We start from the raw sequence: 25,308 nt of genomic DNA on the forward strand, positions 1-25,308 counted from the left end.
ACGCCTCCGTGGCTCAATCCGGCCGCACCCAGTGCAGGATGGCCGACATCAGCCGCCCCTCGTCCACCGGCTTGGCCACGAAATCGTTCAGGCCGGCGTCCAGGCACTTCTGTCGATCTTCCGGCATCGCCTTGGCCGTCACGGCGATGATCGGCAGCTCGTTGAAGCGAGGATCGCTCCGGATCTCCCGCGTCGCCTCGTAGCCGTCGAGCTCGGGCATCATGATGTCCATGAGGACGACATCGATGGACGAATCGGCCTCGCGCAAGATCTCGATACCGTGCCTTGCGTTCTCGGCCAGGACCACGTGCGCCCCGCGCCGCTCGAGCAGGCTCGTGATGGCGAAGACGTTGCGCGCGTCATCGTCGATGACAAGCACGCTGCGCCCGGCGAGCGCGACCGAGGAGGCGCCGTTCGTGAGGAGCGGCGCGACCGGCTCGGGCAGCTCGCCGCGCGCCGGCCTCGTCGCCTTCGGCTCCGTCCGCTCCGCCGGCAGGTACAGGGTGAACTTGCTGCCGAGCCCGGGCGTGCTGTTCAGCGAGATCTCCCCGCCGAGCAGGCTGGCCAGCTCCCGGCTGATCGTCAGGCCGAGCCCTGTGCCGCCGTAGGTGCGGCTGGTCGACGCGTCCGCCTGCTGGAACGCGTCGAAGATGAGCGTCTGCTTCTCTGCCGGGATGCCGATACCCGTGTCGGTGACGGCGAACGCCAGGACGGTCTTCGCCTTGATGAGCGTCTCCCGCTTGAACGTGAGCCCCTTGCCGGCCACCTCGATCTCGAGCGAGATCCGCCCGGACGACGTGAACTTGAACGCGTTGGACAGCAGGTTCTTCAGGATCTGCTGGAGCCGCTGCAGATCCGTCATGATCCCCGCGGGGACGCCGGTCGCGACCCGGACCCAGAACTCGAGCTCCTTCTGCTCGGCGATCTGCCGGAAGCTCCGCTCGACGTACTCGGCCAGCTCGGAGAGCAGCACCCGCTGGGTCTTCACGTCGATCTTGCCGGCCTCGATCTTCGACAGGTCGAGGATCTCGTTGATGAGCTGCAGGAGGTCCTGCCCCGCCGCGGCGATCGTCTTCGCGTACTCGACCTGCTTCGGCGTGAGCGTGTGCTCCTCGTTGTCCGCGAGGATCCTGGCGAGGATGAGCAGGCTGTTCAGCGGCGTGCGCAGCTCGTGCGACATGTTCGCGAGGAACTCGGACTTGTACTTCGAGGTGCGCGACAGCTCCCTCGCCTTCTCCTCCAGGGAGGCGCTGGCGCGCGCGATCTCGCGGTTCTTGATCTCGAGCTCCGACGCCTTCTCCTCCAGCTCCTGCGACCGCGAGCCGAGCTCGGTGTTGGACCTCTGGAGCTCCTGGAGCAGCTCCTCCGTCCTCATGCTGGCGCCGATCATGTTGAACACGACGCCGATCGACTGCGTGAGCTGCTCGAGGAACGTGAGGTGGATGGGCGTGAAGTTCTGGAAGCTCGCCAGCTCGATGACCGCCTTGAGGCCGCCCTCGAAGAGCACCGGCAGAACGCAGATGTTGCGCGGCGGCGCGTCGCCGAGGCCCGAGCTCACCCGGATGTAGTCGTCCGGGAGATCCGTGACGACGATGCTCTTCTTCTCCAGGCCGCACTGCCCGACGAGCCCCTCGCCCAGCGCGAACCGGTTGGAGATGCCCTTGCGCTTCTGGAACGCGTAGCTCGACGTGAGCTTGAGCGCCGGGTACTTCTCCTCGGACTCGAGCACATAGAAGGCCCCGTGCTGCGCCGACACGAGCGGCGTCACCTCGGACATGATGAGGCGAGAGAGCGCCTCGATCGTCCGCTGCCCGGCCATCATCCCGGAGAAGCGCGCCAGGTTCGTCTTCAGCCAGTCCTGCTCCTGGTTGGCGCGCGTCGTGTCCCGCAGGTTCGAGATCATCTGGTTGATGTTGTCCTTCAGCTGGAGGACCTCGCCCTGCGCCTCGACCGAGATGGCCCGCGTGAGGTCACCCTTCGTCACGGCGGTGGCGACCTCGGCGATGGCGCGCACCTGCGTGGTGAGGTTGCCCGCGAGCTGGTTCACGTTGTCGGTGAGGTCCCTCCACGTGCCGGCCGCGCCGGGCACCTTGGCCTGGCCGCCGAGCTTGCCCTCGATGCCGACCTCGCGCGCGACCGTGGTCACCTGCTCGGCGAACACGCGGAGCGTGTAGGTCATGTCGTTGATGGTGTCCGCCAGCGACGCGATCTCGCCCTTGGCCTCCAGGGCGAGCTTCTGGCGGAGATCGCCGTTCGCGACCGCGGTCACGACCTTGGCGATGCCGCGCACCTGCGAGGTGAGGTTCGAGGCCATGACGTTGACGTTCTCCGTCAGGTCCTTCCATGTGCCGGAGACCCCGGGCACCTGCGCCTGGCCGCCGAGCTTGCCCTCCGTGCCTACCTCGCGCGCGACGCGCGTCACCTCCGCGGCGAACGCGCGCAGCTGATCGACCATCTTGTTGATGGTGTCCTTCAGCTCGAGGATCTCCCCCTTCGCCTCGACCGTGATCTTCTGGGACAGGTCGCCGCTCGCGACCGCCTTCGTGACGAGGGCGATGTTGCGCACCTGGTTCGTCAGGTTGCCCGCGAGCTGGTTCACGTTGTCGGTGAGGTCCTTCCACGTGCCGGCGACGCCCGGCACCTGCGCCTGGCCGCCGAGCTTGCCGTCCGTGCCTACCTCGCGCGCGACGCGCGTCACCTCCGCGGCGAACGCGCGCAGCTGATCGACCATCTTGTTGATGGTGTCCTTCAGCTCGAGGATCTCCCCCTTCGCCTCGACCGCGATCTTCTGGGACAGGTCGCCGCTCGCGACCGCCTTCGTGACGAGGGCGATGTTGCGCACCTGGTTCGTCAGGTTGCCCGCGAGGACATTCACGTTGTCCGTGAGGTCCTTCCACGTCCCGCTGACGCCGCGCACCTCCGCCTGCGCGCCCAGCTTGCCCTCCGTGCCTACCTCGCGCGCCACGCGCGTCACCTCCGACGCGAACGCGCGCAGCTGCTCCACCATCTTGTTGATGGTGTCCTTCAGCTCGAGGATCTCCCCCTTCGCCTCGGCGGTGATCTTCTGAGAGAGATCGCCCTTGGCGACGGCCGTCGTGACCAGGGCGATGTTGCGCACCTGGTTCGTCAGGTTGCCCGCGAGCTGGTTCACGTTGTCGGTGAGGTCCTTCCACGTGCCGGCGACGCCCGGCACCTGCGCCTGGCCGCCGAGCTTGCCGTCCGTGCCTACCTCGCGCGCGACGCGCGTCACCTCCGCGGCGAACGTCCGGAGCTGCTCCACCATCTTGTTGATGGTGTTCTTCAGCTCGAGGATCTCCCCCTTCGCCTCGACCGTGATCTGCTTCGACAGGTCGCCGTTCGCCACCGCCGTCGTCACGACCGCGATGTTGCGCACCTGGTTCGTCAGGTTGCCCGCGAGGACATTCACGTTGTCCGTGAGGTCCTTCCACGTCCCGCTGACGCCGCGCACCTCCGCCTGCGCGCCCAGCTTGCCCTCCGTGCCTACCTCGCGCGCCACGCGCGTCACCTCCGACGCGAACGCGCGCAGCTGCTCCACCATCTTGTTGATGGTGTTCTTCAGCTCGAGGATCTCCCCCTTCGCCTCGACCGTGATCTGCTTCGACAGGTCGCCGTTCGCCACCGCCGTCGTCACGACCGCGATGTTGCGCACCTGGTTCGTCAGGTTGCCCGCGAGGACATTCACGTTGTCCGTGAGGTCCTTCCACGTCCCGCTGACGCCGCGCACCTCCGCCTGCGCGCCCAGCTTGCCCTCCGTGCCTACCTCGCGCGCCACGCGCGTCACCTCCGACGCGAACGCGCGCAGCTGCTCCACCATCTTGTTGATGGTGTTCTTCAGCTCGAGGATCTCCCCCTTCGCCTCGACCGTGATCTGCTTCGACAGGTCGCCGTTCGCCACCGCCGTCGTCACGACCGCGATGTTGCGCACCTGGTTCGTCAGGTTGCCCGCGAGGACATTCACGTTGTCCGTGAGGTCCTTCCACGTCCCGCTGACGCCCTGCACCTCCGCCTGCGCGCCCAGCTTGCCCTCGGTGCCTACCTCGCGCGCCACGCGCGTGATCTCCGAGCCGACGGTCTGCAGCTGCTGGACGACGTCGTTCACCTCATCGGCGATCTGACCGATCGTCCCCGGCACCTCGCCGATGCCGACGCGGGCGGAGAAGTTGCCGGCCTTCACCGCCTTGAGCACCTCCAGCACCGCCTGGAGCTGCATCTCCCGCACATCCAGGTGGCTCCCGTTGGCGCCGCGCTTGCGGGGCGGCGACTTCTTCTTGCTCGCCCCGCTCCCGTGCTTGTCCTTCGAGGTCGCCGCGATGTTGTTCGATTGCATGACCACCTTCCTGACGACGATAGCGCGCCTGGAGTGCTAGTTCCCGTTTCAGGTGTTCAGGCCTCGTCGATGCCGGGGGAGCTCGGCTTCATGAGACCCTGGAGTACCGCCGTTTCATGGCTTGCCGCGGCGCAAGACCTCTGCGACTTGCCGCTGGAGACGGGCATGCTCGATATCGCGAGCGCGACGCTCGAGCGCGCGTCGCATGCGAGAGCTTAGCTCATCGGAGCGGAAAGGTTTGGAGAGGTAGTCCGAGGCGCCGACGCGGAGGGCGCGCATCCCGGTCTCGACGGAGCCGAACGCGGTGATCGCGATGATCGCCAGCGACGGATCGTGCTCCTTGGCCCGCGCGATCAGCTCGATGCCATCCATCCCCGGCATGCGGATGTCGGTGATCAGCAGGTCGAAGTCCCCCGACGGCAGCAGACCGAGGCCCGACATCGCATCGGACACGTGCGTCGCTTGGTAGCCGTGGTCCTTGGCGATGTCAACGACGAACCGGCCAAGATCATCGTCGTCTTCGACAACCAACACGCTCGGTGAGCTCAGACTCATGCTTTCTGCCCTTCCTCTCCACCCCCTCGACTGGCCCCTCTACTCGACTCCGAGCTCGCCTCTGAGCTCGCTTCCACGCTCGCCGGTGAACCGGACACGATCGCCGGTAGGATGACACGGAAGCGCGCCCCGCCTGTCGACGAGGCGGCGGCCTCCACCGAGCCGCCGGCTTCCTCGACGATCCCACGGACGATCGCGAGCCCGAGCCCGCTGCCGCCGCCGGCCGCCTTCGTCGTGAAGAACGGGTCGAAGATCTGCTGCAGATCCTCGGCGGGGATCCCCGGCCCCGCGTCGGCGACCTCGAAGCTCACGACGGCAGAGCCCGCTGGACCATCACACTCGGCCAGGACGCGCACCGCGAGCTCGCCGCCGCGGCACTGGGCCTCGACGGCGTTCAAGCACAGATTGAACACGACCTGAAACAGACGATCGGAGTCGAGGGCGACGCGCGCCCTGGCGGCGCCCTCGCACACGACGCTCGGCTCGATGCCGCGCCTCCTGCACTCCGGGCCCAGGAAAGCGACCGCATCGTCGATGACGCGCCGGAGATCGCTGTCCGCCTGCTGCGGTCTCGGCGGCCGAGCGAGGGAGACGAGGCGAGAGACGACGCGCGTGATCCGCTCGGATTGTCGCGCGATGGTCTCCAGCTCGGCGCGCAGGTGCTCCGGGCAGCCGGGCAGGTCGGCCGCGCGGCGCGCGCGGCCATGGATCACGTTCAGCGGCGATCCGATCTCGTGGCCGAGCGAGGTCGCCACCTGCCCCGCGGCGGCGAGCGCCTGCGCCTGCTGCAGCTTGCGCTCCCCGTTCACGCGCGCCGCCTCCTCCCGCACGGCGCGCTCCCGCGCCTCGCGGAGAGAGCAGGTCATCGTGTTGAAGGCGCTCGCCAGACGAGAGAGCTCGTCCGCGCCGCGCTCGGGCACGGCCGCGTCCAGATCGCCGCTCGCGACGCGCTCGGCCCCGGCGAGGATGGCCCGCGCGGGGAGCGCGACCGTGAAGCGCCCGACGAGCCCTGCGACGACCGCGCTGATCAGCAGCAGCACGACGCCGGTCACCGCGAGGCCGTGATTCAACGTCCTCTCCAGCACCTCGACGTAGTGACGATCGCGCACCAGGACGGCGACCAGGGGCTGATTGGCGCTGCTCGGCCGGATGGACACCGTGCGGAGCAGCACGGATTGCTCGGCCATGCTGGCGGCCTCCTCGATGTCGCCGCCTTCACGGAACGCCCGGCGCGCGAGCTGCTCGAGGCGCTCCGCTTCGCGCTCGACTCCCTTCGTGATGAAGATCGCCTCACCTTCCCTGGTGAACGCGGCGATGCCAAGGATGCGCTCGGCGCTCGCGAAGTCCTCCGCCCTCCGCCGGACGAGCGCGACGTCCCTGCGCTGCAGCGCGCTCTCGACGAACGCCTGAAGCAGGGTGGCGTAGTTGCGGAGCTCCGCCGTGGCCTCCTCCCGCAGGACCTGCTTGCGGTGCGCCGACGCGAAGATGCCATACAGCAGGATGGCCATCGCGATGGGGAGGACGAGAGACAACCAGAACTGGTGCGCGAGCCTCATCCCCCCCGGTCGGCGCTGGTGCTGCAGTACCATACGGCGATCCACCGCGACCCCCAGGGGACGCTCACGCGTTGACACCCTGCGTCATAGCGGGGTGCATTCTCATACCTGGCGCGTACTTGGCGAGCTCATCCGCGTCGTTCGGCTCGTGCCGCGTACTTTCGTACGCCGCACTCGCCTGCCTAACGGCTGAGCTCGTATCCCACGAATCTGCACCCCGCTTTGACAGCCACCGAGATGCGAAGCCCTCGAATTACATCACCATTCCACCTGAGCGGCAAGCGCAACCTCGAGCTCGACAGAGGCGCTCCTCTCGATACCTCGCCGCCACCTCGCCACACGAGCGCTCGGCGTCAGGTATTGCCTGAGCGCTGCTCAGGACCGGGCGGACTCCTTCGTGACATCCGTCACGCGACCTGCGTGGAGGCTACGTGGATGACGCCCGCGCGCGCTTCGCCGCCGGTACGGCCCGCGCCGCCCGTGCGGCGCGCTTCGCCCCCCCGCCGCGCGCCGCGCTCACCGCGAGCCGCTCTCCCCACCGCGAGATCGCCTGCGCCACCTCGCCGAATCCCCGCCCGGCGTCGGTAAGCTCGTACTCCACGCGCACGGGGGGCCCCGGCAGGACGCGCCGCACCACGAGGCCCAGCGCCTCGAGCTCCTTCAGCCGGCTGGAGAGCATCCGATCGCTGATCGCGTCGAGCCGCTCGCCGATCTCGCCGAAGCGCAGCGCCCCCTCCTCGAGCGTCGCAATGATGAGCCCGTTCCAGGGCTTCGCGAGCACGTCCATCGCGACCTGAAACTTCTCGCAGAGGTGCTGGCACGCGTGCTTCATGTGTCGTCCCAGACACCAGAATGACCTATCCACTTCCAAAAGGGAAGTGACTTGACATCGTACAGTGCAGATTCATGATGCCCCCCGAACGGATGCCACTTCCCTTTCGGAAGCTACATCTTCTTTGCAAGGAGCATCGATCGTGACCACCGCCAAAGACCTGCTCTTCAGCCCCTTCGCGCTCGGCCCCCTCTCGCTGCCGAACCGGCTCGTGATGGCGCCGCTGACGCGCTGCCGCGCCGGCGAGGGCAACGTGCCGACCGAGCTCAACGCGCGGTACTACGAGCAGCGCTCCTCTGCGGGCTTCATCATCACCGAGGCGACGCAGGTCACCCCGGAGGGCGTGGGATATCTCCGCACACCTGGCATCCACACGGACGCGCAGGTCGCCGGGTGGCGGCTCGTGACGGGCGCGATCCACCGGGCGGGAGGGCGCGGCTTCCTTCAGCTCTGGCACGTCGGGCGGGCGTCGCACCCCTCGTTCCAGCCGAACCGGCAGGCGCCCGTCTCGTCCTCGGCCGTCGCCATCCGCAACGGCCACGCGTACACGCCCGAGGGCCCGCAGCCGTACACCACCCCGCGCGCCCTGGAGACGGGCGAGATCGCCGGCGTGGTCGCGCGGTTCGAGGACGGCGCGCGCCGGGCCAAGGCCGCCGGCTTCGATGGAGTCGAGATCCACGCGGCGAACGGCTACCTCATCGACCAGTTCCTCCGGGACGGCGTGAACCAGAGGACGGATCGGTACGGCGGCTCGGTCGAGAACCGGGCGCGGCTCCTGCTCGAGATCACCGAGGCCGTGACGGGGGTGTTCGGCGCCGACCGGGTCGGCGTGCGGGTCTCGCCGCTGGCCGGCTTCAACGACATGAGCGACTCCGATCCGAGGGCGCTCTTCGGCCACGTCGCCGCCGAGCTCTCGGCGCGCAAGGTCGTCTATCTGCACGTCGTGGAGCCGCTCTCGGGGCAGGCGCTCGACGCCGCGGCGCGGGTGACGCCCCTCCTCCGCGAGCGGTTCCGCGGCGCCCTCGTCGTGAACGGCGGCTACACGCTGGAGACCGCGGAGGCAGCGCTGCGGACCGGCGCGGCGGATCTCGTCTCCTTCGGCGCGCCCTTCCTGGCCAACCCCGATCTTCCGGAGCGCCTGTCGCGCCGAGCGCCGCTCAACGCGCCCGACGTCGCGACCTTCTACTCCGAGGGCCCGCGCGGCTACATCGACTACCCGCGCCTCGGCGAGTCCGCGGTGGAGCGCGCCAGCGTCGGCGCACAGCTGGCCTGACGGCTTGAGGGCCTGACGGCTTGAGGGCCCGACGGCCTGATCTCACGATCGGATGGCTCGATCGGGCGGAGGCGGGCGGAGGTGGCGAGGAGCTCCCGCGCCGCCGCCCGTGATAGGCTTCCAGCCCGATGCCGGCCGCCCATCCGCTGCTCCCGAACGACGAGATCCCCACGGCGCCGCGCCCGGCGCGCTCGCCCGCGGAGGCGCCGTGAGCGCGGCCCCGGGCGACGTGAAGCGCATCGGGGCCGGCGAGCTCCGGGCGTTCATCCAGGACGCGGGAGAGCTCAAGAAGGGCACGCTGCTCTACGACGGCGGGCAGCTCCTGAACCTCGCGCGCCACGAGAACAAGCTGTTCTGCGACGCGAAGGGCTCGGGGGCCTCACCTTACAAGGTGTCGCTCGTCTACAGCGACGCGCCGGCGCCCGCGTTCAAGGGGCGCTGCTCCTGCCCGGCGCGGACCTTCAACACCGCGTTCTGCAAGCACGCGGCGGCGCTGCTCGTCGCGTGGGCGCGCGCGCCCGAGTCGTTCGCCGTGAGCGAGGCGCCGCCGCCCGGCGCGCCGGGCGGGGACACCGCGCGCAAGAGCGTGAAGAAGGGCAGCGCGAACGCGCAGGCCATGATGAAGTCCGGGGTCGAGCAGGTCGGCACGCTCGTGCGCGAGCTCGGCGTGTCCGGCGTCGCGACGATCGGGGGCGACCGCATCGAGCAGATGGAGAAGCTCGCCGAGGCGCTCCGGGAGAACCGCCTCCGGCGCCTCTCGGCGCGCACGCTCGACCTCGCCGCGCTGCTCCGCAGGCAGGCCGCGGGGGGCCGGCAGGCCCGGGGCGCTCCCCGCGGCGCGCTGCCGGCGGTCGCCTACGCGAACGTGATGGCCGACCTCCTGCTCACCGCCCGCAAGCTGGAGAAGCACCTCGCGGGCGAGCCGCTCGACGACCGCCACGTCGAGGAGCTCGTCGGCAAGACGTGGAAGGCGTCCGACAGGAAGCCCGCGGAGGGCCTCACGCTCATCGAGTACGCCTTCTCGACGCGGACGACGAGCGACGATTTCGTCATCCGGGAGAGCCGCTTCATCGACCTCGAGTCGGGCCGCCACTTCAGCGAGAAGCAGATCCTCCCGGTGTTCCTGGCGAAGCGGACCGACCCGAAGCGGAGCTTCGCCGGCGAGGTGCTCGCCGGGGCGCGGGCGACGACCTACCCGGGCTACCCGCCGCTCCGCGTCGACTTCAGCGATCTCGGCGACAAGCGCCCGCTCGACGCCGGCGCCCTCGAGTCCGTGCTCGCGCGGGCGCTGCCCGACGTCGGCGCGGCGCTCGCGGCGCTCCAGGAGCACCGCAAGGACGTCTTCGCGCCCGACCTCGTGCCCGTGGCGGTGCTCACCGACACGCTCTTCGCGCGCGGCGCGCGGCTCGCGGCGGTCGACGACAAGGGGGAGGCGCTCCACCTGCCCGACGACCCGGCGCTCGAGGAGCGGCTCGCCGGCTCGCTCCGCGACGCGCGGCTCCGCGCGCTGCTGGGGGACGTCGGCATCGACGCCGCGCTGCCCACGCTGTGGCCGCTCGCCGCCGTCGTCGAGGGGCCGCTCGGCCTGGAGCTGCGCCCTGTCTTCGAGCAGGGGAGCGCGGCGCGGGGCGGGCCGCTCGAGGGCTCCGCGTGGAACGCCGCCGCCCGCGAGGCGGGCGCCTCGCCCGCGGCCATCGCGCTCGGCGAGGTCCGCGAGGAGCTCGCCGAGGCGCTCGTCACGGGCCTGACCGGGCTCAGCGCGCGCGCGACGGACCCGCTGGCCACGCGGCTGCGCGACCTCCGCCTCGAGAAGCAGGCCGCGCTGCTCCAGGCGCTGCCGCAGCGGCCCGAGCCGGCCGATCGGCTCGACGACTTCATCAAGCTCTACCAGGTGCTCGAGATGGCGCTCGTCCGCCTGGCCGGCGCGACGCAGATCGACCGCGCCTCGACCGAGCGCGTGCCGACCTACGAGAGCGTCGCGGTGGCGCGGCCCGACGAGACGCTCTCCCCGGACGAGGTGGCGCGGCGGCGCGCGGCGGGCGCGATGAACCGCTACGTCGCCGCGGTCCACCACGCGCGCTACTACGCGTCGCTGCCGGCGAGCGAGCTCGTGGCGAGCATCTTCCCGATCTGGGCGGACGGCACCGCGACGCCGACCATCGCGAGGACGTTCGCGCCGCTCGGGGCCGAGGCGATCGCCGCCGCGGAGAAGGCGCTCACGGTGAAGGCGGGCCGCGTGGCGAAGCTGACGGCGGTGCGGGTGCTGCAGGCGGTCGTGCTGCACGGCGGCCCGGCCCGCGCCGAGGCCACGGCGATGCTCGGCAAGGTCGCGGAGCACGCGAAGGACGCCGGCCTGCGGGCGCTCGCCCGCGACGCGCTCGACGTCATCGACGTCACGCAGCTCACGCACGCGGCGCCGTCGGGCGGGCCGGGGAACGACGCGGTGCGCGCGCGGCGCGCCGCGCGGCTCGGGCGCGTGCACGAGCTCGCGAAGACGCTGGGCGCCGCGCCGACCAAGGAGGAGCGGCTCGAGGCGCTGAAGGCGCTCTCCGAGCTCGGCGATCTCGCCGCGCTGCCGGCGTTCCGGCGCGCGTTCTACGCCGACGCCTCCCGCGAGGTGCGCGAGGAGGCCGCCTACGCGCTCGCGCAGCTCGGCGACGTCGAGATGGTCGAGACCTTCGTGCGGATGCTGGCGAGCCGGGGCGTGGACGAGCGGGAGGCGAAGATCGCCGCGTACGCGCTCGGCTTCCTCGGCGACGTCCGCGGGCTGAGCGAGCTGCTCTCGGCCTACGCCGACGGATACAAGCCCGGCATCGTGGCGGACGCGATCCGCGCGTTCGGCCCCGTGGCGCTCACGCCGCTCGTGGACCTCATCGAGGCGCGGCCGGAGCTCGCGAAGCGCGCGGCGGCGCTCGACGCGCTGAAGAAGATGGACGACACCGCGGTGGCGGCCTGCCTCGTCGAGCGGATCGAGGCGCGGCGCGGCGACGCCGATCTCGCCGACAAGGCGCCGCTCTACCTCAAGCTCGCGGACGTGCACGCGCACAGCCGGCGCGAGGTCGCGACGGCGCTCATCTCGGCGCTCTCGAGCGCCCCCGGCAAGGAGGCGCAGGCGGCCGTCAAGGCGGCGCAGAAGGCGCTCGGCGTCGTCAAGCGCAGCAAGTAGCGCGGCGTCGCGACGCCGATCCTGAGCCTGGGGAACCGCATCTTCCGGCGTATCGAGCCGATCCGGGAGGGGCGCCATCCCGGTCAGGGCGCGATCGGCCTCCGCCACGACACCGCGCCTGAAGGCCCGACGCGCGCTGTCTCTCGGAGAGCGTGAGTGCGCGCGCCGCGCGGGGCGCCCCTCGCCACGACAAGGAACGGAAAGCCGATGTGTTCCGCTACGGTAGCTCCACAAGTCTCCAGTACTTGTTGAGCGCCGCCATGAGCTCGACGAAGCTGAGGAACGTGACCGGCTTGAGGAGATAACCAGCCACGTTGAGGTTGTAGGCTCCCACCTTGTCGCGGTCGTCGTTCGATGTGGTCAACACGACGACCGACGTGGCCCCGTGCACTGGATCGGCCCGCAGCTCGCGCAGGAACTCGATCCCGTTCATCTTGGGCATGTTCAGGTCGAGCAGGATGAGCCGCCGCTCGGCCGGGACGACGCCGCTGCGCAGCATCTCGAGGGCCTCGACGCCGTTCCCGGCGACCCAGAGGGGATTCGAGATGTTGTTCCGCTTGAACGCCCGGCGGACATTCATCACGTCGACGTCGTCGTCTTCGACGAGGAGGATGTTCAAGAGTTTTTCTTCGACGTCCATTGTCTCCTACGTTCTCATTGGCGAGATGGACGTGAACGTCAACTCCCGGCGAGGCGGCCGCGCCAGTCAGGTGCGATAGGGGCGGAGTCGAGGCGCGCTGGCCGGTCAGCTCGCCCGCGGCCGCTGACGCCAGAGCGTCATCAGCACCCGTCCGACCTGGACCACGCGACCGACCCGCCCTTTCGGGCCGGTGTCCGCCGGACGGAACGGTTCGGTGCGGTAGCTCGCGCTCGGGGGCGGCGCCTCGCGGGGGGCGGCGGCCTCAGCCGGGGCCGCGGAGACGGACGCCGGCCCGAGGCGCTTGTCGAGGTGGACCTCGACCGCCTCGCCGACCAGGTTGCTCATGTCGCGGTCGTTTTCGATGCAATGGAGCAGCAGCCGATCCGCGAGCGGATCGGGCAGGTAGACGGTGACCGCGCGCCGGGAGCGGCCGTCGTTGCCGAGGAGCACCGGCGGGCCGGCGTGCGGCTCCGAGGTGGTGGCGAGCGCCTGGGGCCCGGCGGCGGCGCTGGCGGCCTGCGGCGCCGTCGCCGCGGGCGGCTCTGCGCCTGGCCGCGCCTCCGGTGCTCGCTCCTGCGGCGCCTCCTGCGCTCGCTCTCGCTCTTGCCGCGCCTCGACGGGCGTCTCGCCGTCGTGCGCGCGCTGATCGGCGGCGGGCCTCGACCTCACGACGTCGACCGCCGCTTTGCCGCCTTCGCCCCCCGCGACGAACGCGTCGGCCTTTTCAGGCGACGGCGGCTTTCGTAGCGAGACCGCGACTTGCTTTTTGGCCATGGTGAAGCTTCTCCAGTTCTTCGAGAAGGTGGGTGATCTCTCTGGCCGCGGCGTCCCGCGGTGCGTAGCCCGTCACCCCTTGCCCGCAGGCGAGGGACTCCTGGTAGGCGATGCGATAGCCGAGCTCCGTGGAGAGCACCGGCAAGCCCGACGTCTCGAGCACCGCGCGCGCCGATTTGCCGAGCGCCGTGCGGCCTTGCTTGCGCGTGATGAGGATGCAGCCCTTGAGCGCGCTCCGCAGCGCGGCGGCCTCGCGGAACACCTCGATCGCGGCGGTGAGGGCCCAGGCGTCCGCGGCCGTGGGGCCGCAGGGATAGATGGCGATGTCGGCGACCATCAGCGCCGATCGCGCGATCTCGCCGTGGCGCGGAGGGCAGTCGATGACGGTGAGGTCGTACGCGGCGGCGACTTCCGGCAGCTGTCCCGGCTTGTGCATCGAGGCGCCCATGGCCATGACGGTCGGCGTATCGTGCCCCGCCTCGGCGGCCACGTCGCCCCACGTGCGGACGGTCCCCTGGGGATCGGCGTCGACGAGCAGCACACGCCGGCCGTTCGCCAGCGCGGCCACGGCGAGGCTCACGGCCGTGGTGCTCTTGCCGATCCCACCTTTCTGTCCGGTGAGCGCGATGATCATGATAGACCCCCCTAGCAGAACCTTCGCCGGGCGGTCCACTTTCTTGCAGGCGCGGACAGGGCTTCTACCGAGCCGTCCTGAGGGGAATTCCCGACGCGGACGTTGATTTCTCGGTGCTGTCGACGGGTTGGCCGGCACATCGCAGGAGGTTGTTCAGCTCTCTATCCGGCGGGAGCGTCTCCTCCCGCGCGTCGCATAGCCGCCATGATGAGGAAGCTCACGGAAGAGGCGCGCGCGGCGCCTCCGGCGCGCCCGCCGCGCTTCGTCGGCGCGGGAGCGCGCGGCGCTGGCGGGCGAGCGGGCCGGAGCCATTGCCGGATCGCGCAGACGATTGAATCGAAGGCGGCGGCGATAACGCGTTCGACGGTCGGCCTCGGGGCGCGGGAGCTGCGGATCGCAGCAGCGGGCGTCTCGGGCAGCGACGTTGAGGTGTCGTCGATGCGTAAGGTAGGATGCATCGATGTCAATCACCTTCGCCGTGTCCGATGTCGATCGGCCGCAGCAACTCATGCAGGTGCTCGATCGCGCCAAGGCCATCCCGAGCCTGCTCGGCGGGGGTGAGCGCACCGCGCCGGAGCAGCGGCGAATGCTCCGGGGGAAGCCGCGACCTCCCGTGGCGCGCATCGAGGCGTTCTCGCCGAGCGACGCGCCGCTGGTCTTCGCGGCGGAGAAGCGCGCGGACTGGAGATTCGAGCCCGAGGGACCGGACCTTCTGCAGATCCCGAGCTCGATCTCCAGCGCCCCCGTCAGGTTCGTCGATGTGCGCGACGGTACGGCTCACCCGTTGCGCTTCGTCGCAGGGCTCTTCGGCGTCACGCAGGAAGCCGCGACCGGCGCGCTCGCACCCGAGTTCGGCTGGGCGATCGTCCACGACGACGGCTGATCGAGCGCCCCGGCTACAGGTTCTCCGGTTTGAAGAGCCTCCGGTAGCTGACGTTGCGACCAGACACCATGAACACCCCGTCGCCGCGGTAGTGGACGGTCGTCGGATAGCGCGGCGACGTCGCGACGTGCGCCTTCACCACCTCGAAGACGAACAGGCTGAAGCGCTTGACGGCGCTCGTGTCGACCAGCTTGCACTCGAAGCTCGCATGACACTCGGCGATGAGGGGCGCGCCGACCTTCGTCGCCTCGACGGCGGTGAGACCGAACTGCTCGAACTTGTCGACCTCGGACCCGTGGCTGTTCCCTATCCCGATGACGGCGCGCACGAGATCGACCGTGGGCACGTTGATCACGCACTCCTTGCTGCGCCGCACCATTTCATGGCTATCGTTCTGGTCCCAGATGAAACACCCCACGAGGGACGGCTCCTGCATCATCACCATGTGCCAGCCCATCGTCATGATGTTCCGCTGGCCCTTGTGCGCAGAGCTCACCAGCACCACAGGACCCGGCTCCAGGAAGCGCCGGACATCCGCGACCGGAAAATCTGCCTTCTTGTAGGTCTTCATGCGATCACCCGAGGCACGGATGCGGTACGAGCGGGCTGGACGCTGACTGCCCGCATGGCGGATCGGCAGCGGCCTGCTCGGCGCCAAAACGCATTGTGCCACGCACATCGCGGGCAGCAACGTCGGATGCCAGCGCACTAGCGGCGTCAGAGCACCTGTTTGAGCAGCTTCAGCGGGCTCAGCCGGTCCCAGACGTCCGCATCACGAAAGCTCGGCCGCGCCTTGACGGCCTTCGCATACCGGGCGAGGCGTGCTCGCCTGGCGATCTCGGCGTCGAAGCGCACGAAGCCCATCCGCGCGAGGAACACGGTCCACACCACGTCCGCCGGTCCATAGCCGCCGGGAACGAGCGACTCGCGCCCATCCGCGAGCGCATCATCGAGCGCGTCCAGGAGCTCGAACGCCGCGCGCTTGCGCTCGCCGAACATCGCCACCACGCCCCCCGGGTCGAACGTCTTGACGCGCCCGGCGAACACCTCGGCGCGCCGCGCGTAGACGTCCGCGAGGTCCGCGTGCTCGGTCGCGAGCTGGCGCAGGCGCTTCTCCGTCGCCACGAGCGTCCTTCGCACGGCCGGTCGTGCGAGCGGGTTCCACGAGAGCAGCCACCCGAACGTGAGCTCCTCGATGGGGAAGGCGTAGTGGCGGTCGAGCCAGCCCCGCGTCGCGTCGTCGAGCGCGGCCTCGGTCGTGCCGAACGCGAACAGGAGGATGTCGCGGCTCTGCGAGAGCACGCGGCCGTCGACCTGCAGCGTCGGCACGGTCAGGTTCGGATTGAGGCGCGCGTAGTCCGGCGCGAGGTGCTGCGCCCTGCGGTGGATGTCGACGCGCACCGATTCGAACGGGACGCCGCGCTCGACCAGCGCGAGGCGCGCGATCATGGAGTAGTACGACGAGGCCGCGTGATGGAGGCGGAGGCGTGCGGGGCTCGCGGGAGCGCTCATCGAGCCGAAGCGTACCACCGCCGCGCCCGAGCAGGTGCCTGGCCAGGCGGCGATCTGCTCGGCTGCGCCTCGCTGTCGGAAGGCGACGCGAGCCGCGCGCGTGTCGTCGTGCTGGCCAGATCAGAGCTTGCGGTACATCCACACGCTGGGGATCTCGATGTCGAACCCCGCCTTCCGGTACGCACGTCGCGCCGGAGCGTGGCTCGGATCGCCGCCGGTGCCGACGGTGGCGACCTTCATCCCAGCCTGCTTCAGGCGCGCCGCCGCGAACTCGTACATCGCGGCGCCGATCCCCTTGCCGGCCTGCGCGGGGTCGACGGCATTGAGGCCGATCTCGCCGACGAGCGTCTCCGGAGCAAGCCGAAGCGCCACGAAGCCGACGGTCTCGTCGCCGGATTGCGCGACGTACAGCTCCCAGCCCGAGTCGGCCGCCATCAGCGACGTCAGCAGCCCTTCCTGCGCCTCGTCGTCTCGCCGCTGCGCCAGCTCGTAGAGATCATCGCCGAGGATCGAGCGGAACGACGCGAACACGGGCGCAAAGGCCTCGCGCCGGATGTCCTGAAGGCGGGCCGCGTCCTCGGGGCGGACACGGCGGAAATGGAGCTCAGGCAATTGGCTTTCCTCCTGTAGGGCACCGTGCACGAGCATGGCGCTTGTGAAGATTCATGCGGAATCACCCTCATGGGAATTCTGCGCTGTGAGCGACGCGAAATATCCACGGAGCCACTTCATCCTTGAGCTCTCAGCCCCTCCCATTGCGGCCATCGCGCGCTCGATGGCGTCAAATTGCGCTTGGTCGACAGGGAGATCGAGGTCGCCGATCCAGTCGATGATGAACTCCATGGCGAGCCCCCACTCCCCGTACCGGTGAACCCAGTCGTGCGCATCGCGGAAGCGCTCTGGGGGGAGCACGTCCTCGAAGGACTCGAGCGCGACAGCGCACAAGGATTGTATCTCTTGCTGCGTCATAGCGGCGACGACCTCGATAAAATAGCCATCTCTGTCCAGAGGCATACCGTCGTCCCCGACGACCATGTCACGCATGTTGCGCGCCGGAGCGCCACAGTTGTGGGTCGCCACCGCGATGATCTCGGACAAGGAGCTGTTCGCCACGACATCCAGAGCCGCCTCGAACGGTGAGCTCGAGTCCGGACCGTACACGATGCTGGGCGACCGCAGCTCACGTGCGAGCGCTCGCGCGCACGCCTGCAGCGGGGCACGGAGCTGGTCGAGGTCGAGGGCAAAGGCGGCGAGCCTCTCGAGGTGGGTCGCCTCGAGGGCTCGTCTACCGAAGTAGAGATCGAAGCCGGCCCACTCGAACGACAGAGTTTCCCCCCGCGCCCAGGCCGCCTGGACCTCGTCCTCCGTGAGACGCTCGCGGTCCACGATCGCCGCGAACTCTTCTACCCCGCCCAGGTTCGGCCATCGCGGGCGCACCACCTGCCACAGCTGCCGGGCCGCGCGCTGCATTTCGAGGGAGGCCGACGCTCGCTCGGGGAATGCGAGAAGCGCGGCGGCTCCCAGTGAATGGCCCAGAACAAGCGTGAGGTTGACTCCCATGTGCTCTCCGAGTGCGTTCGGTTACCCGCCCGTCCAGATGGGTTCCCGGATCGCACGCCGACGCGATCAACGCAGCGCCGAGCAGGAGTGGAAAGCGCGCGGCTCGCCGAAGGAGAAGCAGAAAGCGCACGATCTGCCCGACTACCGTCAGACCGCCCGGTCGAACCCCGCCGGCCAAAACCCGCCCTGACGCGCGAAGCACAGCCCCATCGAACCCATTTCCCTGAGCCCTGGCAGGCGTCGCCGCCGCGGATCGGCGCAAACGACCGCCGTTCCGCGAATACCACGCCCACTCGACTTTCTGCATGCAGCCCATCGTACACGCCCGTTCGCCTGCGCAGCTCGCTCTTCGCACCTGCATAGCGCGGTCCAGCCAGGCCGTATAGCTGGCGCCGAAGCGCACCGCCCACGGAAGCACCATCTCGATCTCGTGCGGATGGTGCCGCCGCACGTGACCGATCTCGCCGTGCGCATACACCCGCGTCGCGGGGAACACCCACCACCGCGGCCACTCACGACCCGCGTTCGGGGACTTGCAAACCAGGGCGTCGGACAGCTCGATCCACTCCGCGCCGTCACGAAGTTCCGCCGCAACCTGACGGCGCCCCCCCGCACCATGTGTGCTTCGAAGCGCTCGACCCCGCGAGGCGACCGAGGTTGGGCGGCGGCCGGCTGCACACCCGACGGCGAAGCGCGCCCACTCACTCCGTGCGCGCGCCCACGCGCAGCTCGCAGCGCCCCGCCCCGCGGTCGGTCAGCCCACGCTCGCCTGCGAAAGCTCGCGTTTGCGTCCCAACGAAGTTCATCTCACAAGCTCGGTTCGGCCATCGTCCTCCCCGCCGGCTTGCCGTCGCTCGTCCTCGACACCGGCAGCCGGCGCAGTTTACCCTGAACGAAAGATGACGAGCACACTGACTGCTCCCGGATCCCCGGGCCTCGCCGCGAGCTACATGAGGGCTGTCCGCAGCGCGCCTTTCGCGGTGATCGAGTGCGCGGGAAAACTCGACGATCTCGTGGTCGCCGAGTGGAACGGCGAGGCAGAACGCATCTTTGGATATACCGCTGACGAAGCGGTGGGCCGCCGCCTCGCGGACACGATCGTGCGCGGGCCGGACGCCGAGACCTTCGGGCGTTCGCTCGGGCAGGAGAGCGCCGCGCACCGCTACACCCATGCCCGCAAGGACGGGCGTGCCGTCGTGTGCGAGTGGCGGTATGCGCCCGTGCTCGACGACGGCGGCGAGCCGATTCGGCTGCTCTGCTTCGGGCAGGATGTCACGGAAGAGGTCAAGGCCGTCGAGAAGTTCAAGGAGGGCGACATGATCCTCCGGGCCATCCTCGGCGCCGTGGATACGGCCGTGACCCGGATGGATCGGGATGGAGTCTGCACCTTCCACGAGGGCAAGACGCTCCCGTCTCTCGGCCTCAGGCCCGGCCAGTTCGTCGGAATGAACGTGTTCGACGAGCCTCCCGCGCCGATGGACATGGAGCCGATGCGAAGGGCGGTCCGGGGAGAGTTCGTCCGCACCCGCGTCGAGGCGTACGGGATGGCCTGGGAGACGTGGATCATCCCGCTGACCGACGAGCGCGGGGAGCGCAACGGCGCGGTCAGCTTCACGCAAGACGCCACGGAGGCGAAGCTCAGGGAAGACGAGCTGAAGGCGCGGCTCGACGTCATCGAGCTCCAGCAACAGGTGATCCGCGATCTGTCGACGCCCATCATCGAGGTCTGGGACAGCGTGCTGACCCTCCCGATGGTGGGCGTCGTCGACAGCAGGAGGGCCGCCGAGGTGATGGACGACCTCCTGGCCGCCATCGTGGACAAGCGGGCCCGCTTCGCGATCCTGGACCTCACCGGCGTCGAGGTCGTCGACACGAAGACAGCGAGTTATCTCATCGAGCTCATCCGCGCCATCCGGCTCCTGGGCGCCGAGGGGGTCATCACGGGCATCCGGCCCAACGTGGCGCAGACGATGGTCTCCCTCGGGCTCGATCTGTCGGGCATCGCGACCGTCGGAAACCTCCGCGCGGGCCTGAAGCTCTGCATGCAGCGCGTGGCAGCGGGCGGCGCGGCGCCGCCCGGCGCGCCGCCGCGCGCCCCCGGGGGCGCAGCGCCGAGGCTCCCGGGAAGCGGCGGACGCTGAGGTCCAGGGCACGAGGCGGGCCTCGGAGGTCGGGTAGATCGCGGTGGCCTGCGGAAGTTCACCTTTGCGTCGGCAATCCCAGGCCCGTAAGGAACGGCGGACAGGCACCGCGCGCGCGGCGCCGTGGAGACGCCGATCGTGACCACCCACCCCCGCAGCCCCAGGAGCGGCGGCCAGCGCCCCGGGAGCCCTCGCCTCGCCGAGCGCCCCCTCGTCGCTCGCCGCCCCCTCCTCGTCGCTCGCCGCGCCGCCCTGGCGCTCCCCCTCGCGCTCGCCGCCGCCGCGCCCGCCGCGTGCGCCCCTCGGGGCGCCGCATCGCCGCTCCCCACCGACGCGCCGCTCCCCGCCGCGTTCTCCGCCGCGCTGGAGGCCGAGATCACGAGCTCCGCCGCGGCCGCGCCGTACCTCGACGCCCTCGACCGCGCCGTCGACGCGCCGAGCGAAGGCGGCGCCCTCGCCACCGTGATCGCGTCGCTCGACGCGCTCGTCTTCGGCGCCGGCACCGCGGGCGGCCCCGATCCCGACGCCGCGGCCATCGCCTTCCGCTCGCGCGAGGCGCTCCCCGAGGTCGCCCGCCGGCTCCAGCACGCCTGGGCGTTCGCGGACGTCGACGGCCGCGGCGCGCCGGAGATGCCGTTCGTGCGCGGCGCGCTCGCGAGCGCCCTCCACCGCATCGCCCTGTTCGTCGGCGACGAGGCCGCGGCGGCGACCTGGAGCGCGCGCCGCGGCTGCGCGGGTGAGGCCGCCCTCGTCGGCCCGCTCGACGCGGCGCCCCTCCACGGCCTCGCCCGGCCGTCCCCCGTGAGCTCCGCGCCGGGCGCGCCGCTCGCCAGGGCCTACCCCGGGCTCGCGCCGTTCGCGCAGAGCGCCTCGCCCATCGTCGTCCGCGCCGACGCGTGCGCCATCGACATCGACGCGGTGAGCGCCCTCCAGGGGACGCGCGCCGTGGTCGTCGACCTCCACAACCCGATCGCCCAGCGGGTGAGCCTCGCGCTCGCCTCGTCGTCCGCCGCCGTGCTCGAGGTGGGCGGCGTGCCCGCCCTCCACCGCGACTACGCGGCCGGCGGCGCGCAGGTCACGCGCCTCGCGACGGTCGAGGCCCAGCCGGGGACGCTGCGCGTCGTCGTGCGCGTGGCGCAGAAGGGCGACGGCGACGCCATCGAGCTCACCGCGTGGGGCGAGAACGGCCTGCCGCTCCGCGCCCGCGCGCCGCGCCCCGGCGCCGCCGCGACCGCGGCCGCGTCCCGCCCCGCCGCGGTCAGCCTGGCGCCGGCCCCGGCGTCGCGCGGCGCCGCCGGCCAGCACCCCGGCGCGGCGAACGTCGAGGTCGCGGCCGCGGCCCTGCTCGCGCTCGGCGACGCGCGCGCGGCCGAGCACCTCCTCGATCCGGACGGCGACGGCCGCCTCCGCCAGAGCGACGCGCGCTCGCCGGCCGCCGCGCCGCGCCCGCCAGCCGCCGCGCCGCCTCCGGCCGCCTCCGCGCCACGCTCGCCGGCCGCCGCGCCGCCTTCGGCCACCGCCGCGCCGCGCTCGCCGCGCCTCGACCTGCTCTACGCGAGGGCCATCCGCCGCGTGGGCGATCTTCCCGAGGCCGAGGTCGTCGAGCGCACCCGCGCCGCCGTCGAGCGCGTGCTCGCCGCGTGGCCCGCGTCCTGGGAGGCGCGCCTCTACAAGGCGGAGCTCGCCGAGCGCCGCGGCGGCCGGGGCGAGGGCACCATGGATGCCCTCCGCGAGCTCGGCGTCCGTGTCGCGCCCCCCGGGCTGGCCGGCCCGAGCGCGCCTGCCGTCGCCGACGCCGATCGCATGGTCCTCGCGGAGCTCGCGGTGGTCGCCCGCCGCGCGAACGTCACCGACGTCGCCGAGGCCGCCCACGCGAAGCTCGCCGCGGCGGCGCCCGGCTCGACGCTGCTCGCCGTCGTCGACGATCGCATCCACGGCCGCGCCGGCGTCGACGCGGTGAAGGCCGCCTGCGAGGGCGGGCTCGATCGCTCGAGCGCCGCGTGCCTCGGCGCGCTCCTCGACGCGAGCGACCGCGACGCGGTCCTCGCCGAGATCAAGCGGCTGCGCCGGCTCCGCCGCGCGCCGGACGCCCTGCGCGAGGTCGAGCTCCGCGAGCGCGTCGCCCGCGGCGACCTGCGCGGCGCGCTCGCCGTGTACGACGCGATGCCGCCGGGGCAGCGGGCGATGCTCGAGGCGCTCGGCCTCGCCGCCGGCCGCGGCGACGCCCGCGCCGTGCGGGGCCGCCTCGCCCGCGACCGCACGACGGCGCGCGACACCCCCGCCGGGCTCGGCCCCATCACCCGCGCCCTCGGCCTCGCGCCGGACCCGGCGCCGGCGCTCGAGGCCGAGGGCCGCAAGCTCGTGCTGGAGGACCAGCAGAAGGCGTTCCTCCCCGGCGCCGCGACCGCGGTGCTCCGCCACGTCGAGCGGTTCACGATCTCGCCCGACGGGCTCGTCCACTACGTCACGTACGACCTCCGCCGCGTCTCCGGCACCACGGACGTGGCCCAGGGCGCGGCCACCTACGGCCCGCTCATCGAGGGCCGCGCCATGCCGCGCCTCCTGCGCCGCCGCATCCACAAGCGCGACGGCCGCATCCTCGCGCCCGACGCGGCGTCGAACGCCGCGCAGGACCAGAGCGACCTCTCCCAGCTCGAGCAGGGCGACTACGTCGAGCAGGTCACCGAGGGCTACGCGCTGCCGGGCGACGGCGGCCAGCTCGTCATCGACACGTGGGACCTGCTCCCCGAGCGCACGAGCGTCCGCGAGGCGACGATCGAGGTCAGCCGCCCGACGTCGCTCCCGCTCGCGCTCTGGTCGCACCCGCTGCTCGGCGCCGCGGAGCAGCGCGCCCAGGGCGCCTCCACGGTCAGCGTCTGGCGCATCAAGGACCAGCCGCCGCGGCGCATGGAGGACGGCGTGCCTCGCGTGGAGATGGGCGTCGGCGTCAGCCTGGGGACGCAGACCTGGGGCCACGTGGCCGCGGCGCTCGACGAGAACATCCGCGCGCTCGAGGACCGCGATCCCACCATGACCCGCTGGGCGCGGGAGGCCGCGGGCGCCGACCGGACGCCGTCGCCCGCGCTGCTCGAGCGCGTCGTCGCGGCCGCGGGCAAGGCGGTGAAGGTCGCCGGCGGCGCCGAGCTCTCGGACATGGCGGCGCTCCTCGGCGGCGGCCCGCAGCGCACGACGGCGCGCGCGATGATCGAGCTCGGCCAGGGCAGCCGATCGTGGGTCGTCTACCGCGCGCTGCGCGAGCTCGGCGTGCGCGCCGATCTCGCGATCGCCGAGACCGAGCCGTTCAGCTCGTCGGCGGACTTCCCGCCGCACGCGGGGCGCTTCCGCCACCCGCTCGTGATCGCCCGCCTTCCGGGCGGCGACGTGTGGATCGACGCCGACGTCGAGGGCCCGCCGCTGCCCCCCGGCCGCATCAGCCCCGAGCTGCGCGGCCGCGCCGCCATGCTGCCGAGCGGCGAGCTCGTCACCGTGGCCGGAACGAGCGGCGAGACCGGCGACGAGGTCGACCTGCGGCTGACGGTCGACGTGCAGGGTAACGCCACGGGAACGTTCACGATTCTTCTGCACGGGCGGGCGGCGCAGGCGCTCTCGGAGGCGTTCGAGACCGTGGTGGGCACGGCGCGGCGCGAGATGCTCCGGGGCGTCGTGCTCGGCTGGCTCCCGTGGGCCGACGTCGAGGACGTGGTCGTCTCGTCGACGGAGGGCTCGTGGGAGGTCGCGCTCCGCGCCACCGTGACGATCCACGGCTTCGCGCAGCCTGCGGGCAAGGACGCCGCGGCGTGGACGCTGCCGGGGCTCGAGCCGGTGCACCTCGTGTTCCCGCGCGCGTACACGAGCACGCTCGGCGCCTCGTACGCCTCGCGGGGGGCCCGCAAGAGCGCGCTCGCCATCGAGACCGCGCTCCAGTACCACGTGCGCCGCAGGATCGAGCTGCCCGAGGGCTACGCGGTCGCGCGCGCGCCCGAGGGCGTGCGCGTCGAGCACGCGGGCCTCGCGGCCTCGCGCAAGGGCAGCTACGGCGCGGCGATCGAGGAGGACTTCGCGCTGAGCTTGCCGACGGGGACGGTGTCGATCGACGAGTACAAGGCGTTCGTCGAGCGGGTGCAGGCGGTCGACAGCGGCTTCATGGCGGGCATCCGGGTGGCGCGGCCGGCGGCGCCGGCGCGGCAAGCCGGCGGCGCGCAGGGGCCGGGCGCTGTCCGCGGCGGGGCGCGGCCGCAGGCGCCGGAGAAGAAGCCGTGAGCCTCGACGTCCGCGAGTCGGTCCCGCTGGCCCCGCTCACGACGCTCGGCGTGGGCGGGCCGGCGCGCTACTTCGCCGAGGCCGACGGCGAGGCCGCGGTGGTCGAGGCGTTCCGCTTCGCCGAGGCGCGCGGCGTGCCGCTCTTCGTGCTGGGCGGCGGCTCCAACCTGCTGATCGCGGACCGGGGCGTCGACGCGCTGGTGCTGCGCGTGCGCGTGCGCGGGATCGAGCTGCTGCGCGGGCGCGGGGAGGACGGCGGCGCGGGGGCCGGCGACGGCGGGGAGGCCGGGCGCGCCCTCGTGCGCGCGGGGGCGGGCGAGGCGTGGGACGACCTCGTGGCGCGCTCGGTCGCCGAGGGCTGGGCGGGTGTCGAGTGCCTGTCGGGCATCCCGGGCGACGTCGGCGCGACGCCGATCCAGAACGTGGGCGCGTACGGCCAGGAGGTCGCGGAGACGATCGTCGAGGTCCGGGCGATCGATCGCGCGACGGGGGCGGCCGCGGTCCTCTCCGGTGCGGACTGCGGCTTCGGCTACCGCGACAGCCGGTTCAAGCGCGCGTGGCGCGGGCGGTACGTCATCACGGCCGTCACGTTCGCGCTGCGCCCGGGGGGCGCCGCGACGGTGCGCTACCCCGAGCTCCATCGGGCGCTCGCCGCGCCTGCGGGGGGCGCCGCGCCGCCGCTCGGCGAGGTGCGCAGCGCGGTGATCGCGCTCCGCCGCGGCAAGTCGATGGTGCTCGATCCGGCGGACGAGAATCGCCGGAGCGCGGGGTCGTTCTTCATGAACCCGACGCTCGCCCCCGGCGCCGCCGCGGCCGTCATCGCGCGCATCGAGGCGGCGGGCGTCCTCGCGCCCGGCGAGGCGATCCCGCGGTATCCGGCGGACGGCGGCCGGGTGAAGCTGTCCGCCGCCTGGCTGATCGAGCGCGCCGGCTTCGCGAAGGGGACGCGCCACGGCGCCGCGGGCATCTCGACGCGCCACACGCTCGCGCTGGTCAACCGCGGCGGCGCCACGGCGGAGGAGCTGCTCGGCCTGGCGCGGCGCGTGCGGCAAGGAGTGCTCGACCGGTTCGGCGTGGCGCTCTCGGCCGAGCCGGATCTCGTGGGGTTTGCGCCCGGCGAGATCGACGATCTCGTCAGCGGCGCCCACCTGTGAGAGGGGCCCCGGGCGACCGA

Annotated in this window: 17 protein-coding genes; 6 read left to right on the forward strand and 11 right to left on the reverse strand. The window is 71.7% G+C overall.

What is annotated here, in order from left to right; genetic code table 11:
- Positions 1 to 13 precede the first annotated feature (13 nt).
- The 4 genes from WME82_RS42025 to WME82_RS42040 form a co-directional block, all read right to left on the reverse strand.
- The gene (locus tag WME82_RS42025) at positions 14 to 4,348 is read right to left on the reverse strand and encodes a HAMP domain-containing protein (RefSeq protein WP_438039906.1); all 4,335 of its coding nucleotides are present in this window, start codon (positions 4,346 to 4,348) and stop codon (positions 14 to 16) included.
- Between the two features lie 114 nt (positions 4,349 to 4,462).
- The gene (locus WME82_RS42030) at positions 4,463 to 4,903 is read right to left on the reverse strand and encodes a response regulator (protein WP_437853957.1); all 441 of its coding nucleotides are present in this window, start codon (positions 4,901 to 4,903) and stop codon (positions 4,463 to 4,465) included.
- Positions 4,900 to 6,492: an ATP-binding protein gene (locus WME82_RS42035; protein ID WP_438039907.1), complete on the reverse strand. Its 1,593-nt coding sequence runs from the start codon at positions 6,490 to 6,492 to the stop codon at positions 4,900 to 4,902. The genes WME82_RS42030 and WME82_RS42035 overlap by 4 nt, the downstream gene beginning before the upstream one ends.
- A 394-nt stretch (positions 6,493 to 6,886) precedes the next feature.
- Positions 6,887 to 7,291, reverse strand: a complete 405-nt coding sequence (locus WME82_RS42040; protein WP_437853961.1) for a winged helix-turn-helix transcriptional regulator — start codon at positions 7,289 to 7,291, stop codon at positions 6,887 to 6,889.
- 142 nt (positions 7,292 to 7,433) lie between these two features.
- Here WME82_RS42040 and WME82_RS42045 point away from each other — a divergent pair, with 142 nt between their 5' ends.
- Complete coding sequence (locus WME82_RS42045; RefSeq protein ID WP_438039908.1) at positions 7,434 to 8,564, forward strand: alkene reductase; 1,131 nt, start codon at positions 7,434 to 7,436, stop codon at positions 8,562 to 8,564.
- 208 nt (positions 8,565 to 8,772) lie between these two features.
- Positions 8,773 to 11,730: a HEAT repeat domain-containing protein gene (locus WME82_RS42050; RefSeq protein ID WP_438039909.1), complete on the forward strand. Its 2,958-nt coding sequence runs from the start codon at positions 8,773 to 8,775 to the stop codon at positions 11,728 to 11,730.
- 217 nt (positions 11,731 to 11,947) lie between these two features.
- On the opposite strand, the gene WME82_RS42055 is transcribed toward WME82_RS42050, so the two are convergent.
- From WME82_RS42055 to parA, 3 genes are all read right to left on the reverse strand, one after another.
- Entirely contained in the window at positions 11,948 to 12,370 is a 423-nt protein-coding gene (locus WME82_RS42055; protein ID WP_437742148.1) for a response regulator, read from the reverse strand.
- A gap of 105 nt (positions 12,371 to 12,475) precedes the next feature.
- Positions 12,476 to 13,144 (reverse strand): hypothetical protein, encoded by a 669-nt coding sequence (locus WME82_RS42060; RefSeq protein ID WP_438039910.1) that lies wholly within the window; start codon positions 13,142 to 13,144, stop codon positions 12,476 to 12,478.
- The gene (gene parA, locus WME82_RS42065) at positions 13,095 to 13,778 is read right to left on the reverse strand and encodes a ParA family partition ATPase (protein ID WP_437527358.1); all 684 of its coding nucleotides are present in this window, start codon (positions 13,776 to 13,778) and stop codon (positions 13,095 to 13,097) included. The genes WME82_RS42060 and parA overlap by 50 nt, the downstream gene beginning before the upstream one ends.
- Before the next feature lie 460 nt (positions 13,779 to 14,238).
- Between parA and WME82_RS42070 the strand changes: the two genes are divergently transcribed.
- The gene (locus WME82_RS42070) at positions 14,239 to 14,661 is read left to right on the forward strand and encodes a hypothetical protein (protein WP_438039911.1); all 423 of its coding nucleotides are present in this window, start codon (positions 14,239 to 14,241) and stop codon (positions 14,659 to 14,661) included.
- 13 nt (positions 14,662 to 14,674) lie between these two features.
- Here WME82_RS42070 and WME82_RS42075 read toward each other — a convergent pair whose 3' ends face one another.
- The 4 genes from WME82_RS42075 to WME82_RS42090 all read right to left on the reverse strand — a co-directional run bounded on the left by WME82_RS42075 (position 14,675) and on the right by WME82_RS42090 (position 17,733).
- Positions 14,675 to 15,232, reverse strand: a complete 558-nt coding sequence (locus WME82_RS42075) for a flavin reductase family protein (protein WP_438039912.1) — start codon at positions 15,230 to 15,232, stop codon at positions 14,675 to 14,677.
- Between the two features lie 146 nt (positions 15,233 to 15,378).
- On the reverse strand, positions 15,379 to 16,173 hold the full coding sequence (locus WME82_RS42080) for a glutathione S-transferase family protein (protein WP_438039913.1): 795 nt from the start codon (positions 16,171 to 16,173) through the stop codon (positions 15,379 to 15,381).
- A 120-nt stretch (positions 16,174 to 16,293) separates the two neighbouring features.
- On the reverse strand, positions 16,294 to 16,785 hold the full coding sequence (locus WME82_RS42085; protein WP_438039914.1) for an N-acetyltransferase family protein: 492 nt from the start codon (positions 16,783 to 16,785) through the stop codon (positions 16,294 to 16,296).
- Positions 16,786 to 16,836: 51 nt separating this feature from the next.
- Positions 16,837 to 17,733: a MafI family immunity protein gene (locus WME82_RS42090; protein WP_438039915.1), complete on the reverse strand. Its 897-nt coding sequence runs from the start codon at positions 17,731 to 17,733 to the stop codon at positions 16,837 to 16,839.
- 899 nt (positions 17,734 to 18,632) lie between these two features.
- Here WME82_RS42090 and WME82_RS42095 point away from each other — a divergent pair.
- The 3 genes from WME82_RS42095 (at position 18,633) to WME82_RS42105 (ending at position 25,288) form a co-directional block, all read left to right on the forward strand.
- Positions 18,633 to 19,874: a PAS domain-containing protein gene (locus WME82_RS42095; RefSeq protein WP_438039916.1), complete on the forward strand. Its 1,242-nt coding sequence runs from the start codon at positions 18,633 to 18,635 to the stop codon at positions 19,872 to 19,874.
- Positions 19,875 to 20,012: 138 nt separating this feature from the next.
- Positions 20,013 to 24,134, forward strand: coding sequence for a hypothetical protein (locus tag WME82_RS42100; RefSeq protein ID WP_438039917.1), 4,122 nt, complete (start codon positions 20,013 to 20,015; stop codon positions 24,132 to 24,134).
- Complete coding sequence (locus WME82_RS42105) at positions 24,131 to 25,288, forward strand: UDP-N-acetylmuramate dehydrogenase (protein ID WP_438039918.1); 1,158 nt, start codon at positions 24,131 to 24,133, stop codon at positions 25,286 to 25,288. The genes WME82_RS42100 and WME82_RS42105 overlap by 4 nt, the downstream gene beginning before the upstream one ends.
- The last annotated feature ends 20 nt before the right edge of the window (positions 25,289 to 25,308 follow it).

Origin of the sequence: Sorangium sp. So ce128 (assembly GCF_051525245.1) — a bacterium.
Lineage (GTDB): Bacteria > Myxococcota_A > Polyangia > Polyangiales > Polyangiaceae > Sorangium > Sorangium cellulosum_B.